Source organism: Nitrospira sp. CR1.1, from assembly GCA_014055465.1.
In the GTDB taxonomy this organism is placed as follows: Bacteria; Nitrospirota; Nitrospiria; order Nitrospirales; family Nitrospiraceae; genus Nitrospira_A.
The window spans coordinates 244,360-267,102 of sequence record WIAF01000004.1; the positions used below are offsets into that span (position 1 = coordinate 244,360).

Genomic DNA, 22,743 nt, shown 5'->3' on the forward strand with positions numbered 1-22,743 from the left:
GCGTACTCCCTGATAAAATTTCAAGCGGCATCTGCGCCTGATGTAACAACCAGCCTATCTTACTGATTGGCCGCCACACAAGCAACGGAGCCCCTTCCCGCCTGCCAAGGTCCTCACCCGCATCGAGGAGCGGAGGAGCACGGTTGGCCCGTCCACTAGTGACGAGCGACACCTCGGCAGGGGCATCGTAACCACATTTCGACGATTCAGCGAACGATGGCCGCACGATCGACCGGAAAGGGCAGCTGCTCAAGTGGAGACATGGAGGGTGTCATCGATATCTGGAACCGGGATTCATCGTCCCGCCGGTCGCGGGGATGCGCATCACTCACACGTGCAGGATACGCATCCCCGGAGGCCATTTCGTCATGGCGCCGACTCATCGACCGGCATTCGCTGCCACACAGAGGCCTCGTTCTATGGTTTTCTTGTATAGGTAATCTCCATGAATTTCATTTCCTTCCCATGCCCATGATTTCCATACATCTCAAAGATCTGTGAATTCTGGTCGATGATTTTCCAAACCGCACGGTGATGCATCTGCCCTCCGCCAGGTTCCGGATGTGAGCCTTTCAACGTAATCGTTTTGCCGTCGGCACTGGCCGTACCTTGCATGGTAAAAATTCCAGTCCCCATGGTATCCATCCAGGCGGTGACATATTTCTTGCTGATATTGTCGTACGCGTCGATGCCGATCCCGGCGAAGGGTTGTCCCATCATGGTGCCGTTGAATTCCTGATAGAGAAAACGTCCGTCCAACAACATCTTCATGTCAGCGGTGCCGGCGGATTCTGACGGCGGCTTCCCAGGTTCCATCCACTCTTTAGTCTGAGTCGTCCAACTACCGGCGAGACTGGCAAACAACTTATGGGGCTCTCCCGGCATGGCGGCCTTCTTCCACACTTCCATCATGGCTTGAGGATCCAGAGCCTTTTCAGACTTCTTCTCCTTGGCGGAGACAGGCAGCGTCATCATGAGCGTGCAGAGACAAGCGAGCGTAATTGATATACACCGCATGATGGCCTCCTTATGGGTGGGGATGATGTCATTCGATCGCATAGCGTCCTCCGATTCGTAAAGTCTGACGTGACACGGTGCGCCGTCTCTCGGCAGTCCAGGTGGTCCGCATCCAGTCAATCACGTGGCGGCGGCCTGGTCAATGCGCCGGAGACGAAGAATAGGGTTGTGCCTAAGTACATCACCGTCTTCTCCGACAGGTCCTCGATGATCTAGGTATTCTTCGCTATCTTCGCGCGGAGGCGATCGTCTTGCTCCTTCAATTCCGATGTGAACTCCGCGCCGAAGTCCTCTGCCCCGAACACCTGGCGAATTTCAATCTCGGATTCGCCGGGCATCGGATTCGGACAACCTGTGACCCACTCGATGGCCTCTGCTTTCGACCGGCACTGCCATACCCAATACCCGGCGATCAATTCTATGGTTTCAGTAAAGGGACCATCGATCACGGTACGTCGAGCGCCAGAAAACCTCACACGCGCGCCCTTGGCACTCGGGTGGAGTCCATCGCCCGCCAACATCACACCGGCTTGGACGAGTGCCTCGTTGAAGCGGCCCATCTCACTAATACCTGCTGGCTCGTCATGGCGCCGGCCTCGGACTCTTTGGTAGCTTTGACGATGATCATACACCGCATAATCCGGTGCTCCTTATTGGCCCTCGTAGGCCTGCTTCAGGGTTTCGAGATCGGGTTTCGTCATCCGTAAGATTGCCTGCATGACTCGTTCGGATTTTTGCGGATCCTTGTCCCGCAACATCGCCTCCCACTCTGGAGAGACGATTTGCCACGATAATCCATACTTATCCTTGAGCCATCCACACGGCCCCGGCTCTCCCCCGTCCCGCGTGAGCCCCTCCCACAGGTCGTCGATGTCCTTTTGCGTCCGGCATTTCACCATGAACGAAACCGCTTCGGTGAATGTGAAGACCGGCCCGCCGTTTAACGCGACATACTCCTGCCCCTCGATTTCAAACGCGACGGTCATGACCGACCCTTTCGGTCTTCCCGCAGCCTGTGCCCCGGCTTCCCCATAACGGGTGATGTGTCCAATCTTCGAATGTTTGAAAATCGACACGTAAAACTGTGCTGCCTCCTCGGCCTGATGATCGAACCAGAGGCAGGGAGTGAGGGTGTGCATATTCGATGGCTCCTTTCTCTGAGCAGACGACGGTGTCCATACGTTGCTTCTGCTCATTAGTCGAACGGAGAGCTGAAAATCGACAGGCCAATAACAGGAACGATTCGCGACCAGCCAGAGCGCCTCGACTAGGTTTCCGGTAAACCGTCTATCTCCCGAACCAGCCGGACCTCCACCGTGCCGAGTCGTGCGCCGGGAATCCGCAACGCAATACCGATCGCGGCCTGGAGGTCCTGCGCTTCAACCAGGAAATACCCGGCCGTCTGCTCGCGTGTTTCCGTAAAGGGACCGTCGGTCACGATCGCCCTCCCCTCACGGACCTGAACGCGCGCCGCCATTGAAGTCGGATGCAGCGGCGACGCACTCACATATTGCCCAGTGGCATGGAGTTGATGCGTCAACTGCACGGATTCGGCCAACATCTCCCGCCTCGTCGTTTCTGTCATCTTGGCAAAGGCCTCTTCATTATGATGAACCAACAACAGATATTTCATGGACGTGCCTCCACTGATCTCTGTGCAAACGGGGCTACCCGCCGGCCATGGCGCCCACGATCAACAACGGTTCCTCTCCCCTCACCACCGAATCGGGCAACGGAGTATCAGGCAAGTCGTGCGACAGATCCTGTTCGCAGGCAAAGAACCGGATGAACGGCCGACGCCGCCTGGTCACATGATCTCGAATCGTCCCGCGCAACACGGGATAGCACAGCTCCAGCACATCGAGGACCCTTTCTTGCGTCACGGGCTCACGCACATCCAAACACACTTCACCGTCAACCTTGGCCAGCGTTCGCAAATGTTGCGGCAATATCACGCGTACCATTGGGAACCTCCAGACATCGTTCGCCTCTCTCTTGAATCGAGCGTTACCGCTTCACCGAGAGATCACGGCCGCAGGGCCTGACGCGAATGAAGCGTACCCTCTGGGTACGTCGCAGTGAGCATCGCAACCGAGGACGCACCTGGCGGCCATTTTCAGCAGCCGTTAAAGCGTTTGGGCTTCGACCGACAAAACCCCCGGCAAATCCCGCACAATCGGCGACCAACTGTCACCGCCGTCAGACGAGGCGTACACCTGGCCGCCCGTCGTCCCGAAGTACAGGCCACAGGGATCGAGGGAATCCACGGACATCGCATCACGCAGAATGTTCACGTAACAATTCTGTTGCGGCAACCCCTTCGTCAGAGGCTCCCATTCATTGCCGCCGCTACAGCTACGATACACGCGCAACTTGCCCTCCGGGGGGTAATGCTCGGAGTCGCTCTTGATCGGCACCACGTAGACGGTATTCGGTTCATGCGCATGTACCGCAATCGGAAAGCCGAAGTCCGTGGGCAGGTTCCCGCTGATTTCATGCCACGACTCTCCGCCGTCGTCGCTGCGCATCACGTCCCAATGTTTCTGCATGAACAGCACATTCGGGCGGGAGGGATGCATGGTAATGCAATGCACGCAGTGGCCAACCTCCGCATCGGGATCCGGCAGTTCAAACTGCGACTTCAGTCCGCGATTCGTCGGCCGCCACGTCTTGCCGCCGTCGTCGGTGCGGAACACACCCGCTGCGCTGATCGCAATGTGCATTCGCTGCGCGTTCCCCGGATCCTGCACGATGGTATGCAAACACATCCCGCCGGCGCCCGGCTGCCACAGCTTCCCCTTGGCGTCGCGGAGCCCGGCCAGCTCCTGCCAGGTCTTTCCGCCGTTGGTCGAACGAAAGAGCGCTGCATCCTCCACACCGGCATAGACCGTGTCCGGATCGGTCGTGGACGGTTCCAGATGCCAGACCCGTTTGAACTCCCACGGACGTTGCGTGCCGTCGTAATGTTGATGTGTGGTGAGCGGCTTTCCGGTTTCCGCCGACTGGTCATAGACGAACATGTTGCTCGCGCCATTCGGCATACCGTCCGCTCCCATGAGATCCTCGGGCTTGGTGCCCGGAGGATGCCAGGTCTTCCCTCCGTCATCCGAACGCTGAATGACCTGCCCGAACCAACTGCTGCTCTGCGACGCATAGACGCGGTTGGGATCGGCCGGCGACCCTTTGAGGTGATACAGTTCCCACCCGCCGAAATGCGGACCGGTCACCTCCCACTGTTTCCTGGTTCCATCCGATGTCAGGATGAATGCGCCTTTTCGTGTTCCGACGAGCACTCGTACACTGCTCATATCCAACTCCTTCCTCGATTCGCACCGGCCTGCGGCGCGAGGTGATTTCATGACCGCATGGCAAGCCTTGACTCTCCATCGACGCCTGTCAGGCGCAACCCTGCTCCTTCATGGGTCGAACCTCCACGCTGCCGATGCGTGCGGCAGGAAACTGCGCGGCGATGCGGATGGCATCGTTCAAATCCGGCACATCGAGCAAGAGAAAGCCGCCGAGTTGTTCTTTGGTTTCGGCAAACGGTCCGTCGCTCGTCATGGTTTTGCCATCGCGAACTCTCACGGTGGTCGCCGTCTCGACCGGATGCAGCGGGGACGCCGTCACCAACTGGCCCAGCTTCTGCAACCGGTCGCAATAGGCCATGGATTCGTCTGAAAGCGTCTGGCGCTCGGCACTTGGCAGGGCGTGCAGAATTTTTTCTTCGACATACACCAGGCAAAGGTATTTCATAATGGGTTCCTCATGTCATGAATAGACGCGCAATCCCAGCCCACCCGCGATAGCACTACTTAGCCTTGGGATTCATTTCCCACAGGGCAAACGTATTGCCTTCCGTGTCCTGACAGACCACGAAATAGCCCATCCCCGGCACAGGCGTTTTAGATTTGCAGACGGTCCCGCCGAGTTTCTCGACCTTGGCCGCAGCCCGGCTGACCGACGGCACCGCCACATAATTGGTGATGCCCTGCTCCTTATAAATACGCGGCATCAATCCTCCATCCGGCGACGCATCCTTGCCGGCAGTGTCGATGTGCCAATAGTCATGAATGGCGGCAGGAATTTTCGCGAAAGTCCAACCGAACAGTCCCCCATAAAATTTCTTGGCCCGCGCGATATCGTCAGCCGGCACCTCAAACCAACAGATACTCGCCGGCATTTTGACCACCTTACTCGTTCGTGCCTGCTTCGTCTTTGCCATGGGATCCTCCCCTCATGATGATCAGATTCTTGTACACGCAAGATAGTCGTTCGAATCGAACAAAATCGACATCAGGTTTGGAGAAGGAACCACCAGCTGCAGAATATGGGAGGGGCTATCTGCCAAAGGAATGAAATTTCAACGGATTGTATCGGTTGAACCGTTTTCCGATGGGAGTATGATTCCGGGAATAGTGGGTACCTTAAGGGAACTGCGACTGCGAAAAGTCGTTGAAGAGAAGCACATGTGACGCAGCAAGTATGAATCATCAATTCTCGCCGGCCCACCACAAACAGCGGGTCGTCACTACGCACTACGGCCAGCTCGCAGAATCAATCACAGTTCGAGGCGACGCCGAGGCTGCCGATGCAGCGATTTCAAGCATTCTTCCGCAAGTGCTCGGGAAAACTTTCGAGCCATATTTCTTTCTGACCTATGAGATCAGGGTGAGGCGCAAAAACTGTGACGCGAAGCGGTTGCACTGCTCAACGAAGACAAGCCACTAGACGCGCTGATCTCCATACGAAAAGCGCTCTTCGTTGAAATCGAGTACGAATATGCGAACAATGGGGGGATGTCGAGGCCAATGAACGTATGGGATTGCGTGGCCTACTACGCAGAGGTGGGCACAAATCGCCTAACTGGACGCGCAATAAAGAGTGGAGTGATCAACACGTCAACACCCCAATTGATGATGTTCAAATCGATCATGAACGCCTTCGTCTTGATGGTGTTGAATGAGGTGTAACCACTGCCGAACTTGAGAATCTACGACGACTCACGCCACAAGTTTTTAGGGCTGAAAAAGATAGCACATGGCATGTTGGGTACGATAGGGCATTTCCGCCCAATGAGGCCACGACGGCGAATGGACGGTATTGCCTAGACCGTGCAATCTCTATGTTGCTAGGCAAACCGCAGCCTGCGCACACCGAAAGGTGGCCTCGGCGCGAAATGCCATTTGCCCTGCCTACAATCTATATTGACGCGGCAGTATTTGGTCGAGCTAGCCAGCAAGCAACTGTTGTTCACGGGTCACAGCCGGAATATGATTACTCGATCGGCAGAATAGTAACCGGCTTCGATCCCAAGGAGCGCTTTGACCATATTTCTGGTTCGAAACGAATTCCAAACAAGAGGTTTGCTTCTGATGGGGTATACGGATATCTCCTGGTACAGGAGCACGTTATCGACTCATAGCACGCGCTACTCCGCTCCGCGCACACGGCCGGAGTAACCGTGACATCACGGTGCTCAAAGAAAGGATCGAAATGAAAGTCACGGACATTGCATTCACCTGTTATCCAGTGACGGACCTCCGACGAGCCCGCCGGTTTTACGAGGGCATATTGGGGTTGAAGGAAGCGCGCTTTTTTGGCTCAGACGACAAGGGATTCGTGGAATACGACATCGGAGCGGGCACGCTCGGGATCGGCAACGGCGCACCGGATTGGAATCCGTCTCCGGGCGGCGGGTCGGCGGCATTAGAGGTGGAGGATTTCGACGCCGCCATTGCGCTACTGAAAACGAATGGATGCCGGTTCCGCCTCGAGCCGTTAGAGACGCCCGTCTGCCATATGGCCATCGTCTCGGACCCGGATGGAAACTCCATCCTGATACATCGACGAAAGTCCAACAAGACGCCTTAAGGGCCGCAGTGTCAGCCGCCCGTCGTCGCACTTAGCTCAGCTCTCTCAATCGTCCTTCCAGAAACCGCCGCTCCGGTTCCTGCTGCGTGAGTGCCAGCGCGCGTGCATATGACGCTCGGGCTTCCACGGTTCGCCCCAGTCGCCGGCAGAAGTCGGCTCGCGCGGAATGCGCCAGATGATAATTGGTAAGATCGCCACGCGAGAGAATGGCATCGACCAGCGTAAGACCCGCCGACGGACCGTCACGCATCGCCACAGCCACCGAAACCACAGGAGGCAGAAACCACCGCCAGCCGCCTGAGACCACCGGTCCAGATGACAATGGGCACGCGCCGAGTTAGCATGAAAGTGTTCTCTTGGTATGAGTGACAAGTCCAGAGGTACAAAGAGGACGGAAACATGACCGACCGGATGTTGCAAGCGCAGATCGATGCCGCAACCGCGTATGAGGAGTTTTTTGTTCCGGCGTTATTCCAAGAATGGGCGCCGCGAGTCGTTGCTGCAGCTCAGCTCAAGCCTGGCCAGCGGGTGTTGGATGTGGCTTGTGGCACTGGAGTGCTCGCCAGGGAGGCCGCATTATGCGTGGGTGATGCTGGTGCGGTCGTCGGCCTCGATCCTAACCCTGGAATGCTGACAGTGGCCCGACGGCTGGCTTCTGGAGTTGAGTGGCGGGAAGGAACGGCAGAGGCGCTCCCCTATCCGGATCAGTTCTTTGACGCGGTTCTGAGCCAGTTTGGGCTCATGTTTTTCACCGATCGGCGCGAGGCGATTCACGAAATGGTGCGGGTCTTAGCTAACGGAGGCTATTTGATCGTTGCTGTCTGGGACTCTCTCGACAACATACCGGCATACGCACTCGAGGTCGCCTTACTTGAGCGGATTGCCGGCAGGCACGCTGCCGATGCCCTACGTGCACCATTTGCTCTAGGCAATCGGCGCGAGCTTGGATCGTTATTCAATGAGGCCGGTATGGGGTCGGTGGAGATCGCGACGCATATCGGCACGGCACACTTCCCGAACGTCCACTCGATGGTAGAGGCAGACTTGAGAGGCTGGTTGCCGGTCATGAAGGTTGTATTGGCCGAGGAGCAGATCGAACGAATACTGGAGGAAGCTGAACAGGCTCTTAGCCCTTACGTCCGAGACCGGGGACACGTCATGTTCGATTTGCCTGCGCATATCGTCAAAGCAGGTAAGCCGGAGCGTCAGTGACTGTCCCGATGTGCGGCGCTATGGCGCTACGATGTGTGATACCCAGTGTCGCTTTATCCGCCTGCGCCAGCCCAACTTCTCATGGTCTCCACGTAGGCAGCAGTGCACTGTTGCGTCACAGGTGAACGCGGGGACCGTTACATTCTCCGTCAGGAACGACGTGGTGATCCCACACAATTTTTCCATACAAGTCAACGGCGTAGATCAAACGACGCCGATCCTCAAGCCGGGGGAAACTGCTTCGCTTACGATTGATCTGCAACCGAGAACCTACACATACAAATGCACCGTGCACTTTCACCACTTGCTCGGTATGAAAGGCATACTCACCGTCCTTGACTCCGAATCGCTTTCACACGAAAAGAAGTATGGTCCACCTGATTCTCAGGCTTCTGCTTCGTAGGGGCTAGCGCCCGTTCATGCGCGGCGCGGCGTCCGCTTGTTCATTGTCATGATGACAAAAGGCACACGCTCAGTTATGATCACGGCGTGAGGACATACCGATGGAACGAACACAAAAACGAGCAGCTGAAGGAGTCGAGGGGTATTTCATTCGAGGATATTGTTCTAGCTATTGAATCGGGTGGACTTATTGATGTTCTCTCTCATCCAAATCAAGAACAATATCCGAATCAGAAGGTGCTCGTGGTGGCGGTAATGGAGTATGTCTATCTCGTTCCTCACGTTGAGGAATATGATCATCTATTTCTCAAAACCATCATTCCGAGTCGGAAAGCCACCCGTGACTATGGAAGAAGAGGTGACAAATGAATGGACTCGATCGATATGAAAAACGGATTCTTTCGGCATATGAAAAGGGCAAGCTCGAATCCGTCGTGACATCGGAGGCCTCGCTGCGTCGATACCGCGAATATGCACGGGCCACTCTCACCAAGAACCGGCGTGTCAATATCCGCTTATCCACATTGGATTTGGCGGATATCCAGGCACGAGCGGCGGAGGAAGGCATACCGTATCAAACCCTCATGGCGAGCGTGCTGCATAAATTCGCGACCGGCCGTCTCCACGAGCGACGGTCGAGTCTCGCGTCGCGTTCAAGACGGACGGCGCGCAAACGCACCGCGGCGTAATGCGACGTGAGCCTGGCGGTAGGTCTCGATGACAAGATCGAGGTAATCCTGAAGCTATACTTGTCCCCCCTGCCCCAGGTCGCTCAAGCGCCGCTTCAAAAACTGCCGCTCGGGTTCCTGCTGCGTAAATCCTAATGTTTGTGCGCGCGGATGAACCCTTCGCTATCTTCGCACATCGCCATACATTCCTACGACTCCCCTTCTCAATCCTGTAGCTCGCTTAGGCGCCTCTCCAAGAACCGCCGCTCCGGTTCCTGCTGCGTAAGGCTCAAGGCCTTCTCGTACGAGGCGCAGGCTTCGGCGGTTCGCCCCAACCGGCGGCAGAGATCCGCTCGCGCGGAATGCGCCAGATGATAATTGGTAAGATCGCCACGCGAGAGAATGGCATCGACCAGCGCGAGACCCGCCGACGGACCGTCACGCATCGCCACAGCCACCGCCCGGTTCAGCTCCACCACCGGTGACGACTCAGCCCGCAGCAGCACATCGTACAGTCCCACAATCTGCGCCCAGTCGGTCGCCGCAGCATCGGGAGCCTCCGCATGCACCGCGGCGATCGCCGCCTGGATCGTATAGGGACCGACCTGTCGTGAAGCCAGCGCCCGTTCGACCAGAGCCGTGCCCTCGGCAATCTGCTCCCGATTCCACAGCGAGCGATCCTGTTGCTCGAGCAGAATCAAATCTCCCGTCGGCGAGGTGCGGGCGGCGCGACGCGAATCTTGCAGAAGCATGACCGCCAGGAGCCCCAGGACATCGGCGCCCGGAAGCAATCCGACCAGCACCCGCCCCAGGCGTATGGCTTCGGCGGACAGATCGTGCCTGGTCAGCGAGTCGCCGGACGACGCACTGTACCCCTCGTTGAACACGAGGTAGACGACTCTCAACACCGCATCCAAGCGGTCTGGAAAGTCGGCCTCCGACGGCACGGCATAGGGAATACGGGCATCACGAATCTTGCCCTTGGCGCGCACGATGCGTTGCGCTATGGTGGTGGGCTTCGTCAGAAAGGCGCGGGCGATCTCATCGGTCGTGAGACCGCAGACCTCCCGCAGCGTCATGGCGACCTGAGCCTCCGTCGACAACGCGGGATGACAGCAGGTGAAGATCAATCGTAGCCGGTCATCTTCAACCGACTCCTCTCCCTCATCAGCGGCAGCGTTAGCAGTGACTTCCAGATGCCGGGCCAGGTCAGGCAACGACGCGTCGAATTTGGCTCGCCGCCGCATGCCGTCGATCGCTTTGAATCGCCCGGTTGACACGAGCCAGGCCCGCGGATTGGCCGGCGCCCCTTCGCGCGCCCACTGATCCACCGCGACGGCAAAAGCTTCATGCAGCGCCTCCTCGGCCGCATCGAAATCTCCGAGCAAGCGAATCAAGGTAGCGAGCACCTGACGGGACTGGGTGCGGTAGATCTCCTCCACCAGGGCGCGTACCTGTTGAGGCTGGTTCTCGCTCACGGCCAGAGTCCCTCTCAGGCGGGTACAATTCCACCGCCTCCCTTGTCAGATGGAACCTCAAGTCCGACCGAGTTGGACCTTCGCTGCCGGACTCATCATGTCCGGGGTCCACGGTGGATCCCACACCAGGTCGACCTCCACTGAACGTGCCTCGGACAGCTCACGCAAGATCGCCGAATGCACCATCTCCATCAGCAGCTCTTCCATCGGGCAGGCCGGCGTCGTCATCGTCATCGTGACATGCACCTGCCCGTCACGCACATCGCCGCCATAGACCAGCCCCAGGTCGACGATGTTGATCCCCAACTCAGGATCCACCACTTGACGCAAGGCTTCCATCACTCGCGGATCTGAACCTGCTTCTCGTTTCTCTATCGTCATCCCCTGCTCCCGTTTACTCGCACCCCATCGTCCTCACGAGCACTCGCATCAGGACCGTGCGCGAGCCGTGGCGCCAGACCGCTCCGGCACACTCCTCAAGGCCGTGATCGTATTCGCCAGGAACAGAACCAGCGTGACGGCGTTCAGCAAACCACCGACCTGCCGTCCCGGCCCCCACCCGGTCACGTCACCGCCCAGTCGTATCAACAACGTGATCTGCAACAGCACCACATGCGCGTAGAACAGCGGCCGATAGGTCATCCGTGCACCGAGCACAGCCGGAAAGATAACCGGCGCATGCGCGAAAATCATCGCGAACACGAAACCCAGGAAAAAGGCGTGCAAGATCAGGTCGTATTGCGCTCCGACCGGCACGCCGCCATAACCTAATGCCGCCAGTCCGCTCAACCCCAGCCAGCCATACCCGCTGAGCAAGCAGATCGCCATGAATCGAGTGAGGCCCGTCTGCGTCACGGTTCGTCTGGCGATGTCATGGCGGCTCAACCATACGGCCAGGCCGGTGAACCCGGCGCCGGTCACGCGAACCCCGGGATCAAACGACCACTCCGACAGGACCAGCCCTGTCAGCAGAATTCCCAGCAGAAACAGAAACAGCGCCTGAGCCCTACTGGTGACTTGCTGTAGTCTGGCCAGCTCAAGCCGTTCACCGGCAATCGTTACGAGTAGAAACGCGGCCCACCAGAATACGATGTGGAAGAGCGGTCGGCCGACGCACCAGAGCACATTGCCTATCAACCAGATGGCGGCCCCGCCGCCCATGGTCAACGTGTAGAGCGCCGGATGCCGGCGAATAATCGCCACAAAAATCGCCACCAGACCCGCACTGCCGCCCAGGATCAACAGCTGTGCCGCGATCAGTGGGCCGCCTGCGATCAAGACAAGCGCACCAAGACCCGTGAGCAACGGCGCCGCATAGGCCCAGGGTTGACCGAGAGCCACCGCCCGCTCAAGACTGATCAGCGTCCCGAGAAAGCCGGACACCATCAGCGGACCATGCAACGATGAAAACCCGGGCCGCGGCACAGAGACATCCCACCCGAGACGCGCGAGGCCGGCCCACAACCCCGTGAGCAAGGCCACCATGCCGAGCGCAAGCAGCGGAAGCCGTCGCGGATGGCGGATCGTCATCGGAACGACCCCTTCGGCGATCTCCTCATGACTCGCCCACTGTGGGCGTGGGGATCGGTTCCAGGCAGTAGCCCGCCCGGCCCAGCGCACCCTCCAGCGTTTTCATCACCGCCGGACTGTCGGAGTGCTGCATGACGCGGACAGAGGGCGCAGCCTGCAGCGCCTCCAGAAGCGACTCCATCTCCGCAGCCGGCAATCGATCGCAGAGAGCATAGAGCCCCTCAAGACCTTCTTCCAAACGATTGTGATCCGACAAGATGCGGCGAATGGTCGCCAGGATCTGAACGGTCGGGGTGGGCATGAGCAACGTGGCCAAGGCGCCATGGTCGAGCCGAAGCTTCGCAGCAATTGGCAGGGGCTCTCCGCCTCGCCACCGCTGCACAGCAGGCAACAAGAGCTTTTCTTCCATGCCGATGTGCCTGAGCAGTCCCGCGCGGAATTGGTCGTACACCGCCTGGTCTACGTGATCGGCAGCGGCTGACGCCGAGCGTAACAGCCGGTCCAATCGTCGATGATCCTCCGCCAGCAAGGTCGTGATGGGTCCCGGCCGGTCCTTGTCTCCTGCTGTCATCCGATCGCGTCCGTCGTGAGCTCGATCTGGTTCCTTCGACGACTGCTCGACGCTCCCCTCATCAGCGACAGACCCTACTGCCTGGGGAGCAGACTGTCAACGTTCCAAAGTCAGGAAACGGGGCGATGATCCAACAGGATGGCCGCGGAGGAAGGCGCGGGCGCATGAAGCGGTCACGATTCTCGGCAGAGCAGATCGTGGCATTGAGAAACAGTCAGGGCAAAGATCGGACAGCCTTGCGTTGGCGCTCGCCGATCCGGATCTTGCGCGCATGCGAGTATGTCTCCACGCGCACATCGTCCTCCAGCGGCATCGCCCGGCCGCGAACTATCGCGGGCCGAGCGATGGAGCAGGGACAGTATGCAGGATACTTCGAAGGGCTAGTGCAGCAACTCCTTGGGAATATTTCCTCCGTTTGCAGCCAGCTTCTGGAGCACTGTCTTATGGAGCCATATGTTCATCTGCGCCGAATCGCCCATTTTGTCTGCCGGGCAGCCGAGTTCGGTCGCGAGATCCTTGCGGGCCTGGAGGCTGCTTTCCAATCCCAGGAGTTTCAACAAATCTACGATGGACGTCTTCCAGTTGAGCTTCTGTGGAGAGGACGCCGCGAGTTTTTCCAACTTCCCAACCACATCGACTACCGTCGTGGCAGCAGGAGGCGGAGGAGCGGCAGGGGTCGGCGTCGATGGCGCCTTTTGGGCCGCGGGTGGCGAAGCCGCCTGCGCATGAGACGCACCAAAGCCAAGCTTGTCAAGGATCGAGCTAAAGAGGCCCATAAGATCTCCTTCCGGCGAGAAATTGAGGACTGCAGATCACGGGATACACTACGACTGCACTCTATCACCGGTCGCGGCGTAACACTACAGGCTTCCGTGCGTTCTCGAAGGGGTCGCGGGGTCCGCGCAGTTTGAATTCTCGACACACCACTACGGGGGAGGTCATGCTGTGGCGCCCTATCGGCAATACGGGCATACTGAGCAGACAGTTGCTGCAGCGATAGAAGAAACATGCCTGCACGACACTGGTCTTCACAGGGCTGCTGGAGCCCTGCGGGCAAGAGGCCAAGTCTCCGCCACAAGCCGGCGGTCTCCGCCCTCGGGCTTGCCCAGGAATCGGCTTGAGGACCCGCAAGTCACCGATTCAACTCCTCCTCCTTCACCGCCGGCGGCAACGTCGATTCACCGGTTCGTCCTACTCGACTTCTCGCGCTGAACAGCGCGCCCTTGGCTGCGTGGGCCGGTGCGAACCGCAAGAACCCGATGTCCTGCAGGATGTCGATGTACACCGCCTCCATCCCGCCGCGCATGAAGTAGGCCTCGTGCCAAAATCCCGTTCCTCCCGTATCGCGGAGAAACTGCTGCCACCACTGGCGATGGGGATCGGAGCGAGCCCAGCGTTCCAGCGCATCGAAGTCGCGCCAATATTGCCGCATCCCGATGTGAGGCGGCATCAATGACCAGAGGAGTGTTTCATGGAGCAGCAGCCCTTCCGGTTGAGCTTCGACTGATTGGGCAATGTGAGGGCCGAACCCGAACAGAGTCTTGAGCCCCGTCCAGCGGTTGACTCGCATCCCGAGGTAGATGACCACGAGGTCCGGAAACCCGGACAGGTCCACGGTTCTGCGCAGAATAGGCATAGGCATCATCGCCTCAATCTGGATGCGACACACCAGCCTGGCCGACGTGACTTGAATCGAACACTACTTGCCGCGCCGGACGATGACCGCAGCCACCTGATCCAATCGCACGGTCGCATCGAAGAACTCCATCCCGGACAGTTCGGTCAAGACTAGCGCCTGGGCGCCGACTTTCGCCACCTTGCCATCGAGATCCTGCCCGGACAGTAATTTGACCTTTACGCGTTTGCCCGCCTGTGATTCAAGGGTCTGCCGGACCGCCTCCTGGCTGTTGACCTCAATCGCCGGCTCTTCAGCCAAGACCGCCGGAACCATGACAGCTTCCCCCGCCAATACACAGACAAGTACGACGATGAGGCTCCATCCGATTCGTCCGTTGCGATGCACCATAGGTACCTCCTTGAAATAATGATCAGGCACCATCTGGGAAACCGGGCCTGCCGTTCAAACAGGATTTCGTCACGAGGAGAATAGCGGGGGAACTCAGGAATGTCACGAGGCCATCGCAACCCCCTACCAGTTGGCAACCGACACCAACCCACGACGACCGCGGCAGGAACTGCGCGCGCTCCTTTACAGAATCCGAGGGGCAGGCTATCATCCCGGCTGTCCCATACGTACCTTCACCCAATTCCGCAAGGAGACACCGATGGGTTGGATCATCCTCGCCGTGCTGGTTGCGCTCGTGCTGATCGTCATCGGTATGTACAACTCGCTGGTCCGCCTCCGCGCCGCGTGCGAAAGTGCCTGGGCCGACATCGATGTCCAGCTCAAGCGCCGCTACGACCTGATTCCGAACCTCGTCGAAACCGTCAAAGCCTATGCCGCCCATGAGAAGGGAGCCTTGGAGGCCGTAATCAATGCACGAGCCAAGGCCATGTCGGCGCAGGGTCCCGAAGCCAAAGCCGCTGCTGAACATCAGCTGAGCCAGTCACTGAAGTCGCTGTTTGCGCTCGCCGAAGCCTATCCGCAGTTGCGCGCGGTCGAAGCCTTCAATCAGCTTCAGAGCAGCCTGAACCAGATTGAAGAGGCGTTGCAGCAGGCCAGGCGCTATTACAACGCCGTCGTCCGCGATTACAATGCCAAGACCCAGGAGATTCCGACCAACGTGATTGCAGGATGGTTCCACTTTGTCGGCCGACAGTTCTTCGAGCTGACCGACAACACACAGCGCGAGCCGCCACGGGTGCAGTTTTAGCGTGGATGGTGCCGGCGATCCGACCGTGAGATCGAGACGAGGCCCACACTTCTCTCCCGCCCTATTCAGCCTGGCCCTTCTGTGCCTTCTTCAATGCGTGAGCCTGCTGCCCGCAGATGCGCGCTCGTTCGTGCTCAGTCGCTTCGACGTGGAGCTACACGTGTTGCCCGGCGGTGCGCTGCTCGTCACGGAAACGGTCAGTCCTCGCTTCGAGGGCGCCTGGAACGGTATCGAACGCCTGATTCCCATCGAGTATCGCACCCCGCAAGGCTTCAACTACTCCCTGCTGCTCGATCGGGTCTCGGTCACCGACGAGCAGGGAACCCCGCTCACATTTGAAAGCAGCCGGGAACGGCATTACCGGAACTTCCGGATCTGGATTCCCGGCGCGACTGACGCCACACGCACCTTCGTGTTGAAATACCTCGTCCGGAACGGTCTGAAATTTTTCGAAGACCACGACGAACTGTACTGGAACGTCACCGGAGACGAATGGGATGTGCCCATCGAGCAGGCCTCCGTACGCATCATCCTTCCGCCGCAGACAACCGGGGTCCGCGCCCAGGCCTTCACCGGAGCCTATGGCGCGCGCGAACAAGCCGCGACCGTCACGATCGCCGGCTCCGGCATCGAGATGACCATGACACGCCCCCTTGGGTTCCGCGAAGGACTCACCGCCGTCGTCGGTTGGGATACGGGCTTCGTCACCGCCCCGACCGCATTGGACCGGACACGCATGGCACTCGTGAGCAACTGGCCCTTGGGAATTCCCCTGCTGATCTTCGGCCTGATGTATCGCCTCTGGTCCACGCGTGGAAGGGATCCGCGCCTCCGGCCCATTGCCGTCATGTATGAACCTCCGGATCGACTGACACCGGCGGAAGTCGGCACGCTCGTGGATGAACGCCCGGACACTCGCGATATCACCGCGACCCTGGTGGACCTGGCTGTGCGAGGGTACCTGCGGATCACCGAACGGAAGGCAGAGCACCTGTTCGGACTCTGGTCGAGCCTGGACTATCTGTTCCATCGCATCAAGCCTCAGCAGGAGTGGGCGGCCTTGCCCGCTTTCGAGCGGCTCCTGCTGGAAGCCGTATTCAAGGACAGCGAAGGCGACGAGGTTCTGCTCAGCGCTCTCGAGAACCGCTTCTATCAATCCCTGCCGGGAATCCACGACGCGGTTTTCAACTCGTTGCAGACCCGTCACTATTACGGGCAGCGGCCAGACCGCGTGAAGCAGGGCTATCTGGCCGGCGGCATCACGCTCGGGATAGTGTTGACCATCGGGCTCCTGGCCCTTGCCGACCGCTGGGGCATGGCGCCCCTGACAGCCCTGGCCGCCGGCTTGCTCTCGGGGGTGATTGTGGTCGGATTCGGCCGCATCATGCCGGCCCGTACACAGCAAGGCACAAAGGCCCTGGAAGGGGTGTTAGGGTTTGAGGAATTTTTGACACGCGTCGAAGCCGACCGGTTCGATCGCCTCATCAAGACACCAGAACTGTTCGAGAAATTTCTCCCTTATGCCATGGCCCTGGGCGTGGAACAGAATTGGGCGCGCGCATTCGAGTCGATCGTCATGACCGCTCCCGCCTGGTACCAGGGAAGCGACCTCGCTCAGTTCAACACGAGAGGCTTCACGAGTCGCATGGGCGACATGGCATCACGAACCGGTTCGACGATGACATCGGCGCCACGCAGCTCTAGCGGCTCAGGCTTCAGCAGCGGTGGCTCGTCTGGCGGCGGATTCGGCGGCGGAGGCGGCCGCGGCTTCTAGGCCGCTGCGGCGTCTATTGTGGACGCGAGGCAACCTGGCAGCCACAGAAGCACTGTCGCGTGACTCTCACCTGGTGACCTTGTGTTCCCCGCTCACGTTGGGGACGGGGACGCCGTAGAATTCGTAGATCAGGGTCGTCTGCGCCAGATCGCCGAAGTCGGGCCAATTGTTCTTGTCGAAGCCCGGCGCGTTTTTCAGATCCCGCGTCGTCGCGTCGATGAGAATCTTCTCTTTATCCGGCGTGACCTGCAGCGCATCCCATGGAATGGCGAAGTACTTGTCCTTGATGCCCAGAAAGCCGCCGAAGTCCAGGACCGCGTAGTCAATGGCCCCGTCATCGGGATTGATCACCAGATCCTTGATGTCGCCCAGGTTTTTTCCATCGGTTCCAAACACCTTCATCCCGATTAACTCACTGGCCTTGAACACGCCGCTGAGGTCACGCGCCTCGGCCGGATGGCCAACGGCGAACGACAAGCAGGTCAGGAGAATGGCGATGGCATACCGCATGGGGCCCTCCTTTCAACAACCGCTCATACCCTGCGAGTATTGAATACCGGCGACAGGTGGAAGGCACCTCTCGGAAACCCTAGTTCCCGGGCGAATCACCCCAAGCTGACAGGATGCCGGTTCACGGGGAATCGTCTATCGAAGAGAATGGCGCCCCAAAGACGAGGCTGCAACCAAGGTCCCGACCGGAGCCGGAACGCCGGCGGGCAACGCGCCACCTGACGAGAGGAATCAGGAACCAGCGGGAATCGCTCGCCGTCGTTCATCCATATCGATGAGGTCGAAGAGGGGATGCTGCGTGAATTCGACCTGCGTTGCCAACTCGGGGCTCAGTCTGGTCAGGAACCGGGCCAAGGCTCGATCTGGCCGGAGCCGCTCCAACCCGTCGCTCCACGCTTCGATCTCCTGGGGGTCGTGCGGCGGCGCCGCCTCTGTGACCCAGGCCAGGATGGCCTCATCGTCGTCAATTGAACACACCGCCTGGCGAAGAGCCTCCGGCTGGATGCCGGTAAAGGCGAGGAAACGACCATCCAACGGCAAGCCGGGACGAAGCAGAAACGGCACGTACGATTCAGGCAAGAGCCCCTCCGCATGGAGCCGCACCTTGTCAATGAGTCGCGGCAGGATGACATAGCCGCCCAGCCGCACCCGTGGCGACCGAAGTCTATGCATCATGACCAACCGGGACCTGCAGCACGGTGTCCTCCTCTTTCGAGCGTACTCAACTCTCTCGCCGGCTGTCCGTTGTATGAACGGGCACGGCAGCCGGGGTGACTGACCGCGTAACAGACTACACCGAGGACACCAGCACCTGCTCGATGGAACCGGCCACAGGGTGACGCTCCGTACTGGAAAATCCCGCGTCAGCAAACATCTTCTCATACTCCCGGAACGTATACGCGTCCCCTTCCGGGGTCGTCGCAAGCATGATCAGACTGAACTCCGCCACCGGCGGCGGCGTGACCCGGTCCTCGTCCGGGACGAACTCCAACGTGATGACCCGGCCGCCGGGCGCAAGCGACCGATGGATCTTGCGCAACAACGATTCGCAGGTCTGTACGGAAAAATGATGGAGAAAGTTGGTGAGCAGGACGAGATCATAGCCCTCGCCAAATTCCTGTTGGAACGCATCGCCGGCGATGGTCCGATAGCGCGACGCAATGCCGGCCTGTTGGGCTAATTCCCTGGCCACGGTTAACACATTCGGCCAATCCAGGGCCACGATTTCCGCCTGAGGACAACGACTTCCGATCTCGATTCCAAAGAGACCGTGCCCCGCTGCAAGGTCCAGCACCTTCTTCACATTCGGCTGCGACTGCCGCACGAAGATGCCAATCTCCTCGGCCGGCTTGGCCATCATTGGAATCATGGAACGCGCGAAATCCACCCACAGCGGATGCTCCGGCGTGACCGTACCCGCCTCCCCTGCCACCGTTCCTCCCTTGCGCACCGCCCCGGTCAGATTCTCAAACGCCGCGATGAACTTCGGCGCATGCAGAAACCCCAATACGGAACCCATGTAGGCCGGCGAGCGCCGGTCCAGGAATATCGCGCTGTCCGGCGTCAGTTTGTACCGATCGCCCTCCTTGGTCAGGAACCCTTGGATAGTGAGATAGTCCGCCAGAATGCGCACGCCCCGCTTGGCCGAACCGCAGCGCTCGGCCAACGTCGGCACCTGGTCGTGGCCTAATCCAATGGCGGTGAAGAAATCGAGTTCGACCGCGGCCTTCAGCGCCTGCGACCGCTGGTAGGCATTAGCCGTCTGGAAGAACAACTGCGGGGTCGGCCCTCCGGCCGGTTCCGGTTTCAACATCGGCAACACTCCTCGGTTCGATGGTGGTAGCCACGAAACAGATCGGCATCGGCTGGATTGTAATCCTTCGGACGTATTGATGCGAGGGGAGGAACTCGGGAGCCGGCGACATCATCTCGATGTGGTGCGCGGTCACGACAGGAGCATGGAAAGACGTACCATCAGGGAGTCGCCGGCTTATGCGTGACGGTCAGCCCGGCGCCGGGGGGAAAGGCCGCTCCGAATCGAAACACTTGCGCTGGGCCGCGTAACGTGACGCGCATCGCATGCCCATCCCATTGCCAGGTCAGCGCGCTGGCCGCCACGTAGCGGCTCGCTCCCGCGGGGCGCTGCTCGGCATACAACAACAGCGCAAGCACGATCGACAGTGAACCCCAGGAATAGGAGTTGGGAATGGGCTGCCAGAACAGCGCCGTAGCGCTGACGAGCCCCATGAAGGCGAAAACCGTCGCATCCGACTTCCGGCAACCGAGCAACCGGAACAAGACGTAGCGTGTGCCGACCCACAGACCGCCGACCACGCTGCCGACCAAGAGCGCGGTACACAGCCAATCCATTCAATCGAGACCCTGAGGGCCGGGGGGCGGCGTATGCGCCGGCAGCTCCGGGGCTTCCAGGCCATGGTCAAGCGTGGCCGTCCTGGCTCAGGACGTGTGTGCGGAGAATACGTGGCCCGGACCAGATCCGTACCGGCTCAGCGCCCTGGTTCAGAAAAAGACCTCTCCCGTCTGTCTGTGAACGCGAGCGGAGGAAGGAACGATGTCAACAAAAACGAACAGCAGCGCTCGTAATCGGGCAGGACCTATCGAGGAGACGAAGAGCGATAAGAGTGCATGCGTAGGATGGATTCGATTGAGCAACGATGGGAGTAACGGCCGGTCGTTCACAACTAGCGCGCCTGCCAGCCATATTGCGCGATCAACACCTGAGCGACGTCCATTGAATCTCCTTCTATAACACAGGAGAACTCTTACGTGGGAACGGGAGGAGCGTGAAGACTCAGAGTGACAGCCGACAGTTGTGTCCTGCCCGGTCGATGTGATGAGATCGACCGATGCCCCCTGTCGTCACCATCCGAACCAAGCGACTCGCGCTCCGGCCATTTCAAATGGGCGACGCCGAGGCTGTGCACCGTTTAGCGGGGGCAAAAGACGTGGCCGCCGGCACCTTTCTCCCGCATCCGATGGATCGGCAGGCGGCACAAGACTGGATCGCGCAGCGTTTGAAGGACGGGGCGGCAGGAACAAGCGTGACCTGTGCCATCACCCTCGCGGGAAGCGGAGAAGTCATCGGCTCCATCGGTATGGAGCTCGTCGTTGAGCATGAACAGGGGCGGCTCAGTTATTGGCTGGGCCATGCCTATTGGAACAGAGGCTACGGGACCGAAGCCGTCACCGCACTCGTGGAGTACGGCTTCAACCACCTGAAGCTACACCGCATCTACGCGCCGCATTTTCATACCAACCCGGCTTCCGGGCGAGTGCTGCAAAAGGCGGGCATGACTCACGAGGGCCGGCTGCGCGAACACTATCTTCGTTTCGGGCAACGCATCGATGTGGAGGTGTACGGCATGTTGCGGCAGGAGTATCTCGCCCGTTGTCCGGCGGTCACCGGCGACACCTCGCCAATAGAGCCGTGACTTCCTCCGCAGCCCGCAGCCCGCTTTCGACCGCCCCGTTCATGTAGCCTTGCCAACGCAAGCTGGTCTGTTCGCCGGCGAATACTATCCGTCCATACGGTTTGGATAGCCAGGCTCGTTGTTCCGGATCGTATCCGGGCTGAAACACCGCATACCCGCCGCGCACGAATGGATCGTCTTCCCATGACACGTGGCGCGACGCGCGTAACCGGGCCTTCGTCACCCCCAACCACTTCAGCCTTGCCGCCACTGCCTCGACCCCACCGTCAGCAAGGAGTTGCTTCGTATCACGACTGGCCGATCCGCCTGCAAGCAACGTCAGAATACCGCCCCGACCCCGCTGCTCCTCGTTTCCGTCCCAGATCGCGCCGACCGGCAGGTCGGTTCCATACGCCAGGGGCTTGCCCGGACGCCGCCAGAATCGCCGATCGAACTGCAGGAGCGTCTTCGTCGCTGGTCCGTATCGCACATTCCGACACGCGTTTCGTTGCGGCACAGGAAGCGGCGGGGTGAAGGCGAGGCGCCGCACCATGGTGGCAGGCAGCGCCAGCACCAACGCATCCGCGGTGAGGTGGCCCTGTCCGTCCCCCCTGCGAACGGTTACCCGCACCCGGCCTCGATGCTGCGCAACCGCGCGCACGATGGTCTTGAGTTGAACCGGCTCCTGCAATGTCCCGGCGAGTGCGGTGGCAAGATGATCGTTGCCTCCCCTGATGCGGTAGAAGTGGTTCATTGCCGACGACTCCGCAGCCAGTTGATCGACAAGCGCGAGCAACGACAGGTTCGCAGGATCGGCCAGGAAAAATCCTCGCATGCCGTTCAGCCGCGCGCGTAACCGGCGGTTGGCCCTGATCTCGTCGAGCCATTCAGCAACCGACTGGTCGGCCAGCCGCTGTGCAATCGGACCATCCCATCGACGCTCGTTCAACCGATAGGCTCGCACCCACGGCTCGGCGGCTTGCGCCAATTCGGCCCACAGCCCACAGGCCTCCGAAGCTCGCACGATCACGGGCGCGCGCGCTGCCTGACGGACAAAGGCAAACCCGCCGCGCAAGATCGGCGACAGGGTCAGCCCCAGCTCATGGGCCAGCCGGCGGATGGCTTCCTGATCAGGATCGATCATATCGCCCCCGGCCTCGGCATGTTGCCCATCCGCAAATCCGTCACGTCTCGTCCAGACCCGACCGCCCAGGCGGTCACGGGCCTCCACAACCCTCACTCGCGCACCGCGCCGTTGCAGCTCACGCGCGGCGGTCAGTCCGGCCAGCCCTGCCCCCGCCACAATCACCGACGCGCCGCGCAATGAGACGATTGTTTCCATGACTCTCGACGATACGCGATTCAGCCGCCCGGAGATAGTGTGATTGCAGTGCAGGGAATCCTTGCTTGATCCCACGTACCAGAATCGCTAGGCTACGGCCTTT

Annotated in this window: 26 protein-coding genes and 3 pseudogenes; 8 read left to right on the top strand and 21 right to left on the bottom strand. The window is 59.8% G+C overall.

Annotated features, from left to right (window positions below; translation table 11 throughout):
• Nucleotides 1-417: 417 nt before the first annotated feature.
• The 8 genes and pseudogenes from GDA65_10070 to GDA65_10105 form a co-directional block, all read right to left on the bottom strand.
• Nucleotides 418-1,017 (bottom strand): DUF1579 domain-containing protein, encoded by a 600-nt coding sequence (locus GDA65_10070; protein ID MBA5863039.1) that lies wholly within the window; start codon nt 1,015-1,017, stop codon nt 418-420.
• A gap of 212 nt (nt 1,018-1,229) precedes the next feature.
• Nucleotides 1,230-1,654, bottom strand: a pseudogene (locus GDA65_10075) (YciI family protein).
• 13 nt (nt 1,655-1,667) lie between these two features.
• Nucleotides 1,668-2,156 (bottom strand): VOC family protein, encoded by a 489-nt coding sequence (locus tag GDA65_10080; protein ID MBA5863040.1) that lies wholly within the window; start codon nt 2,154-2,156, stop codon nt 1,668-1,670.
• Nucleotides 2,157-2,284: 128 nt separating this feature from the next.
• Entirely contained in the window at nt 2,285-2,650 is a 366-nt protein-coding gene (locus tag GDA65_10085) for a YciI family protein (protein MBA5863041.1), read from the bottom strand.
• Between the two features lie 34 nt (nt 2,651-2,684).
• On the bottom strand, nt 2,685-2,981 hold the full coding sequence (locus GDA65_10090; GenBank protein MBA5863042.1) for a hypothetical protein: 297 nt from the start codon (nt 2,979-2,981) through the stop codon (nt 2,685-2,687).
• A gap of 162 nt (nt 2,982-3,143) precedes the next feature.
• Entirely contained in the window at nt 3,144-4,325 is a 1,182-nt protein-coding gene (locus GDA65_10095) for an exo-alpha-sialidase (protein ID MBA5863043.1), read from the bottom strand.
• Nucleotides 4,326-4,413: 88 nt separating this feature from the next.
• The gene (locus tag GDA65_10100; protein MBA5863044.1) at nt 4,414-4,770 is read right to left on the bottom strand and encodes a YciI family protein; all 357 of its coding nucleotides are present in this window, start codon (nt 4,768-4,770) and stop codon (nt 4,414-4,416) included.
• Nucleotides 4,771-4,825: 55 nt separating this feature from the next.
• Nucleotides 4,826-5,239 carry a VOC family protein gene (locus tag GDA65_10105; GenBank protein MBA5863045.1) on the bottom strand — a complete coding sequence of 138 codons (414 nt, stop codon included), beginning with the start codon at nt 5,237-5,239 and terminating at the stop codon, nt 4,826-4,828.
• Between the two features lie 1,271 nt (nt 5,240-6,510).
• Here GDA65_10105 and GDA65_10110 point away from each other — a divergent pair.
• Complete coding sequence (locus GDA65_10110) at nt 6,511-6,888, top strand: VOC family protein (GenBank protein ID MBA5863046.1); 378 nt, start codon at nt 6,511-6,513, stop codon at nt 6,886-6,888.
• 31 nt (nt 6,889-6,919) lie between these two features.
• On the opposite strand, the pseudogene GDA65_10115 reads toward GDA65_10110, so the two are convergent.
• Nucleotides 6,920-7,153, bottom strand: a pseudogene (locus GDA65_10115) (RNA polymerase subunit sigma-24).
• A gap of 134 nt (nt 7,154-7,287) precedes the next feature.
• Here GDA65_10115 and GDA65_10120 point away from each other — a divergent pair.
• From GDA65_10120 to GDA65_10135, 4 genes are all read left to right on the top strand, one after another.
• Nucleotides 7,288-8,100, top strand: a complete 813-nt coding sequence (locus GDA65_10120) for a methyltransferase domain-containing protein (protein MBA5863047.1) — start codon at nt 7,288-7,290, stop codon at nt 8,098-8,100.
• 31 nt (nt 8,101-8,131) lie between these two features.
• Nucleotides 8,132-8,503 carry a hypothetical protein gene (locus GDA65_10125; protein ID MBA5863048.1) on the top strand — a complete coding sequence of 124 codons (372 nt, stop codon included), beginning with the start codon at nt 8,132-8,134 and terminating at the stop codon, nt 8,501-8,503.
• An 86-nt stretch (nt 8,504-8,589) separates the two neighbouring features.
• Nucleotides 8,590-8,871 carry a toxin gene (locus tag GDA65_10130; protein MBA5863049.1) on the top strand — a complete coding sequence of 94 codons (282 nt, stop codon included), beginning with the start codon at nt 8,590-8,592 and terminating at the stop codon, nt 8,869-8,871.
• Nucleotides 8,868-9,191 carry a hypothetical protein gene (locus tag GDA65_10135; GenBank protein MBA5863050.1) on the top strand — a complete coding sequence of 108 codons (324 nt, stop codon included), beginning with the start codon at nt 8,868-8,870 and terminating at the stop codon, nt 9,189-9,191. The genes GDA65_10130 and GDA65_10135 overlap by 4 nt, the downstream gene beginning before the upstream one ends.
• Before the next feature lie 203 nt (nt 9,192-9,394).
• On the opposite strand, the gene GDA65_10140 is transcribed toward GDA65_10135, so the two are convergent.
• The 7 genes from GDA65_10140 to GDA65_10170 all read right to left on the bottom strand — a co-directional run bounded on the left by GDA65_10140 (nt 9,395) and on the right by GDA65_10170 (nt 14,775).
• On the bottom strand, nt 9,395-10,648 hold the full coding sequence (locus GDA65_10140) for a sigma-70 family RNA polymerase sigma factor (protein ID MBA5863051.1): 1,254 nt from the start codon (nt 10,646-10,648) through the stop codon (nt 9,395-9,397).
• Nucleotides 10,649-10,705: 57 nt separating this feature from the next.
• Entirely contained in the window at nt 10,706-11,029 is a 324-nt protein-coding gene (locus GDA65_10145) for a DUF59 domain-containing protein (protein MBA5863052.1), read from the bottom strand.
• 48 nt (nt 11,030-11,077) lie between these two features.
• Nucleotides 11,078-12,178: a hypothetical protein gene (locus GDA65_10150; GenBank protein MBA5863053.1), complete on the bottom strand. Its 1,101-nt coding sequence runs from the start codon at nt 12,176-12,178 to the stop codon at nt 11,078-11,080.
• Nucleotides 12,179-12,203: 25 nt separating this feature from the next.
• The gene (locus tag GDA65_10155) at nt 12,204-12,749 is read right to left on the bottom strand and encodes a hemerythrin domain-containing protein (GenBank protein MBA5863054.1); all 546 of its coding nucleotides are present in this window, start codon (nt 12,747-12,749) and stop codon (nt 12,204-12,206) included.
• Nucleotides 12,750-13,129: 380 nt separating this feature from the next.
• Complete coding sequence (locus tag GDA65_10160) at nt 13,130-13,525, bottom strand: DUF3597 family protein (GenBank protein MBA5863055.1); 396 nt, start codon at nt 13,523-13,525, stop codon at nt 13,130-13,132.
• A 356-nt stretch (nt 13,526-13,881) separates the two neighbouring features.
• A complete protein-coding gene (locus GDA65_10165) occupies nt 13,882-14,385 on the bottom strand; it encodes a DUF4188 domain-containing protein (GenBank protein ID MBA5863056.1) in 504 nt (167 codons plus the stop codon).
• Between the two features lie 63 nt (nt 14,386-14,448).
• The gene (locus GDA65_10170; GenBank protein MBA5863057.1) at nt 14,449-14,775 is read right to left on the bottom strand and encodes a hypothetical protein; all 327 of its coding nucleotides are present in this window, start codon (nt 14,773-14,775) and stop codon (nt 14,449-14,451) included.
• A gap of 271 nt (nt 14,776-15,046) precedes the next feature.
• Here GDA65_10170 and GDA65_10175 point away from each other — a divergent pair, with 271 nt between their 5' ends.
• Entirely contained in the window at nt 15,047-15,583 is a 537-nt protein-coding gene (locus tag GDA65_10175) for a LemA family protein (protein ID MBA5863058.1), read from the top strand.
• Between the two features lies 1 nt (nt 15,584).
• Nucleotides 15,585-17,357: a DUF2207 domain-containing protein gene (locus tag GDA65_10180; protein ID MBA5863059.1), complete on the top strand. Its 1,773-nt coding sequence runs from the start codon at nt 15,585-15,587 to the stop codon at nt 17,355-17,357.
• 66 nt (nt 17,358-17,423) lie between these two features.
• Here GDA65_10180 and GDA65_10185 read toward each other — a convergent pair whose 3' ends face one another.
• From GDA65_10185 to GDA65_10200, 4 genes and pseudogenes are all read right to left on the bottom strand, one after another.
• Nucleotides 17,424-17,867 carry a PRC-barrel domain containing protein gene (locus tag GDA65_10185; GenBank protein ID MBA5863060.1) on the bottom strand — a complete coding sequence of 148 codons (444 nt, stop codon included), beginning with the start codon at nt 17,865-17,867 and terminating at the stop codon, nt 17,424-17,426.
• Nucleotides 17,868-18,098: 231 nt separating this feature from the next.
• The gene (locus GDA65_10190; protein ID MBA5863061.1) at nt 18,099-18,749 is read right to left on the bottom strand and encodes a DUF5069 domain-containing protein; all 651 of its coding nucleotides are present in this window, start codon (nt 18,747-18,749) and stop codon (nt 18,099-18,101) included.
• Nucleotides 18,658-19,680: a methyltransferase domain-containing protein gene (locus GDA65_10195; GenBank protein ID MBA5863062.1), complete on the bottom strand. Its 1,023-nt coding sequence runs from the start codon at nt 19,678-19,680 to the stop codon at nt 18,658-18,660. The genes GDA65_10190 and GDA65_10195 overlap by 92 nt, the downstream gene beginning before the upstream one ends.
• Before the next feature lie 284 nt (nt 19,681-19,964).
• Nucleotides 19,965-20,216: pseudogene (locus tag GDA65_10200) on the bottom strand (hypothetical protein).
• Between the two features lie 518 nt (nt 20,217-20,734).
• Here GDA65_10200 and GDA65_10205 point away from each other — a divergent pair.
• Nucleotides 20,735-21,319: a GNAT family N-acetyltransferase gene (locus tag GDA65_10205; GenBank protein ID MBA5863063.1), complete on the top strand. Its 585-nt coding sequence runs from the start codon at nt 20,735-20,737 to the stop codon at nt 21,317-21,319.
• Here GDA65_10205 and GDA65_10210 read toward each other — a convergent pair.
• Nucleotides 21,288-22,640: an NAD(P)-binding protein gene (locus GDA65_10210; protein MBA5863064.1), complete on the bottom strand. Its 1,353-nt coding sequence runs from the start codon at nt 22,638-22,640 to the stop codon at nt 21,288-21,290. The genes GDA65_10205 and GDA65_10210 overlap by 32 nt on opposite strands.
• Between the last annotated feature and the right edge of the window lie 103 nt (nt 22,641-22,743).